At 57.4% G+C, this 3445-nt stretch carries 4 protein-coding genes and 1 pseudogene; 2 read left to right on the forward strand and 3 right to left on the reverse strand.

Going from position 1 to position 3445, the window contains the following annotated elements:
* On the forward strand, positions 1-181 hold a 181-nt coding region (locus QOC89_RS00415; RefSeq protein WP_323043211.1), incomplete at its 5' end, for a hypothetical protein.
* Positions 182-341: 160 nt separating this feature from the next.
* On the opposite strand, the gene QOC89_RS00420 is transcribed toward QOC89_RS00415, so the two are convergent.
* The 3 genes from QOC89_RS00420 to QOC89_RS00430 all read right to left on the reverse strand — a co-directional run bounded on the left by QOC89_RS00420 (position 342) and on the right by QOC89_RS00430 (position 2266).
* Positions 342-572, reverse strand: coding sequence for a hypothetical protein (locus QOC89_RS00420; RefSeq protein ID WP_323043212.1), 231 nt, complete (start codon positions 570-572; stop codon positions 342-344).
* 156 nt (positions 573-728) lie between these two features.
* Positions 729-2030 (reverse strand): MFS transporter, encoded by a 1302-nt coding sequence (locus QOC89_RS00425; protein WP_323043213.1) that lies wholly within the window; start codon positions 2028-2030, stop codon positions 729-731.
* A 107-nt stretch (positions 2031-2137) separates the two neighbouring features.
* Positions 2138-2266 (reverse strand): hypothetical protein, encoded by a 129-nt coding sequence (locus QOC89_RS00430; RefSeq protein WP_323043214.1) that lies wholly within the window; start codon positions 2264-2266, stop codon positions 2138-2140.
* Between the two features lie 608 nt (positions 2267-2874).
* On the opposite strand from QOC89_RS00430, the pseudogene QOC89_RS00435 reads away from it, so the two are divergent.
* Positions 2875-3015 (forward strand): annotated as a pseudogene (locus tag QOC89_RS00435) (IS110 family transposase); the annotation flags it as partial.
* Positions 3016-3445 lie beyond the last annotated feature (430 nt).

Consider the following 3445-nt stretch of genomic DNA (forward strand, 5'->3'; position numbering starts at 1 on the left):
TACTCTCGTCAACGACGACGTCCGGCCAGACGCGCGCTATCAGGTCACGCTTGCTGACGACTTCGCCCGCACGTTCGACCAGCACGATCAGGATATCGAGCGCGCGACTGCCCAATCGAAGAGCAACCTCTCCCTGATAAAGAAGTCGTTCCGCAGCAAGCAGGCGAAACGGGCCGAATAATGCGACCCTGAGGTCGTCGACGTGCGCCGAGTCAAGCACGGCGCTCAGCGTCGATGAGACCTGTGTTGAAGTACACATATTGCTTTCATTCCCGATTGTGGTTCTTGAAAGGAAAATGCGCGGGTTCCGGTGCAAATGGCTTGTCGGACAGAGATGCTTCCTATAGATAGGGATGCCTTATCGATTGAACAGGACGGCATTCCAGACAGCGGGCGCAGCGGTATCCTTGAGCCTGGAACGTGGAGAAGTTGAACTGCCCCTTGCGAACGCGATGCATCAATTCGATGCCTGAAATCCTGGCCGCAGTATTCCTGAACCGTTTGAAGCCGAGCATCACATTCGTTCTGGGCCGGATCGTCGTCTCCTCAGGCAGCAGGCCATCGGCCTTCATTGAGCGTGATCGTCTCCGGAGGCTGTCCCTGATGTTTGATTGCCTTGCTGAATGCGACTGATATACCGCCGAACGGTCTGACCGATAGTGTCTTCGATGGACTTGAGTGCCATTGCCTGCACTTCCTGTTGAATTGATGGAGTGCGAAATCCGCACTCACACCGGAATCTTGCGTTCGTAGTCAATGCCAATCGAACACACCAGGAGACCCACCCCCATCGCGGCGAAGCACATCAGCGCGAGGAAATACGAGCCGGTGTATTGAACGATTGCGCCGACCACGATCGGAATCGCCATCCCGCCGAGGTTTCCGCCGAAATTCAGCAAGCCGCCGAGCGCGCCGACTTTATTGCGCGTAGCGAGCATCGCGGGAATCGACCAGTACAGCCCGCCCCAGCGCAGGAAGAACAAGGTCGCCGACAGCAGGATGACAACCATCCTTGGATTCGTCGCATAGGCCACGCAAAACACTGAGATCGTGGCCACCACCCCGGCAATGCCGAACATGACACGCATCACCAGGTTGGGCGCTGCACCGCTCGCAAGCCATTTATCGGCGATAAAGCCGCCCACCACTTCGCCGACGAAGCCGCACATAAATATCAGGAAGCTCGCATTGCCCATTTGCTGCAGGTCGAAACCATGGACCTTGTGCAGATAAGTCGGCATCCAGGTAAGGAGCCCGTAGTAAAGTGTCGTGCAGCACATGAAGCCGAAAAACATCAGCCACACCGACCGGAACCTCAAGAAATCAATCGATCGGCCTGACAGGTCCGTGGCCTCCTTGGCATGCTCCAGCGTCTGAGCTCGCTCAATATGGACCGCTTCCGCCTCGTTGACGCCCGCATGCTCGCGCGGCTGATTCCTGATATACCGCCATGCAACCATGCCGCAGAGGATCGTGCCGATACCGGCAATCGCGAACGCGGAGCGCCACGAGTGCATGACCAGAATCAGCCATGCGATCAGTACCGAACCAAATGCCGCACCGAGCGGCGAGCCGCCGTCCATCAGCGAAGCGCCGCGTACACGCTCGTGTTGCGTAAGCCATGCGGCGTTGAGCGCGCCGCCGGCCGACGCAACGGGGGCCTCGGCAACGCCGAGACCGATCCGTGTCATCAGCAGACCCGCCGAGCTGGTCGCAATGGCCGCCAGCGCCTGAAAGCCGCCCCAGAACAGCGTACAAAGCGCAAGGACGGCACGCGGTTTGAAGCGATCGACGAGTTGGCCGCCCGGGATCTGCATCAACGTGTACGACCAGAAGAACGAACTGAGAATAAAGCCCTGCATCACGGGCGACAGCGAAAATTCCTTCGTGAGCAGCGGCATCGCGACCGATAGGGAGGCACGGTCGATATAGTTCACCGTCACGAGCAGCAGCATGACCAGAAAGATTTTCCAGCGCACTGACGTCTTCGGCTGGGCGTACGCTGCCGCCGAATCTATTGGTCTGCTCATTGCGACTCCTTGCTACGCATGTTATCCATCTAATGAAGCGAATGTAGAAGGCCAATATTCATAAGCAATAATCGAAAGTGAGCCCACCGTCTGATAAAAAATCCCGATCACGAGCTCGTGGATGGTGGGTTGATGATCGGTGAGACGACGTCGAGTGCCGCGCGGTCCATGTAATTGATGGCGCCCGCGACGAACAGCAGCAAGGCGACGACATAGCGATATCTACCGTTCTTCATTTGTCTCCAATCCTGTGGGAACCCCTTCCGTCGCTGTCAGGTAGTCGCTTGGCTAGATGAAGTCGCCGACTGGACTGCCGCCGCAGTACCCGCGATATGCGCCGCCGTTCCGCCAAGTGGTCCTTTGTCGCGAGAAGAGTAGGTTTTTCCGAAGCGCGAATCTACTCTACGTTGGGATAAGCCAACGCCGCGTTAGAATAACTTGCTTATACGGGGGTATAAGCGGTTCTGCCGCAACAAGGCGGTGCAGTATGAACTGCGTCGACAAAACGAATCGCATGCTCCATGAAACAGACCCTGATCCGCTGCCGATAGACCGGCGACTTCTCTTTTCCGAAATTTGCTCATGGTGGATGGTTCGTTGATTGCTGGTTTCCGACTTCGACAATCAGACTCTCAGCCGAAACCTCCGCCGCCTTCAATCTCCCACCGAAGCACCGCATCTGACCGCGGTTATACGTTCGTATAAGCAGGCAACGCTAACGCGGTATCGGCATATCCAATCGTAGGGTAGATTCGCCCTTCGGCAAAACCTATTCTTCTCTCATCGAGAAAGCGCCCGTCGTTTGCGTGTTGACCCCATACGACTTCGGACATGCTGTCAGAGACTGCACGCGATGGCCGACTGGCTGCTTGCCTGCGGCGTCGACACCGTGGCGCTGGAATCCACCGGGGTGTGCTGGATCCCCGTCTACGAGGTACTCGAGCAGCGCGGCCTGGCAGGCTGGCTCGTCGATGCGCGCGACCTGGCGACCTGCCGGCGAAGTCTGCGTGGTGCGCACGGTAGTGCGGGCAGCGTGAGCTGCTACTCACCGAACAGGGCAGCTTCTGGTGCGCCGCGTGTATATGCCGAACTCTGCGCGCACGGGTTCGCCATCCGCTGCTCCTCTGTCTGCAACAACAAATAGCATTGCTTCACACCGCTTAACTTGTCCGCGACAACGTCGGGCGGAGACAATCACTTCAGCCAAAAGAACCACGGTTTCGCGACAGTACCGGACTGGTCGCCCCTCAACTCGCGTCGAATATCTGATAGGTGACGTGAACAACGAGGACGGGACTTCGTTGCTGGTTTAGCCAACCGCAATTGGCTCAATTTTGACGATACGCCTGTTCTTGGAAAGCAGTATCAACGCAGTCCCCGCACAGGCGGAAGCACAGCAAAGCACAAAGCATGCA

The sequence above is a fragment of the Paraburkholderia sp. genome, assembly GCF_034668105.1.
Taxonomy (GTDB): domain Bacteria; phylum Pseudomonadota; class Gammaproteobacteria; order Burkholderiales; family Burkholderiaceae; genus Paraburkholderia.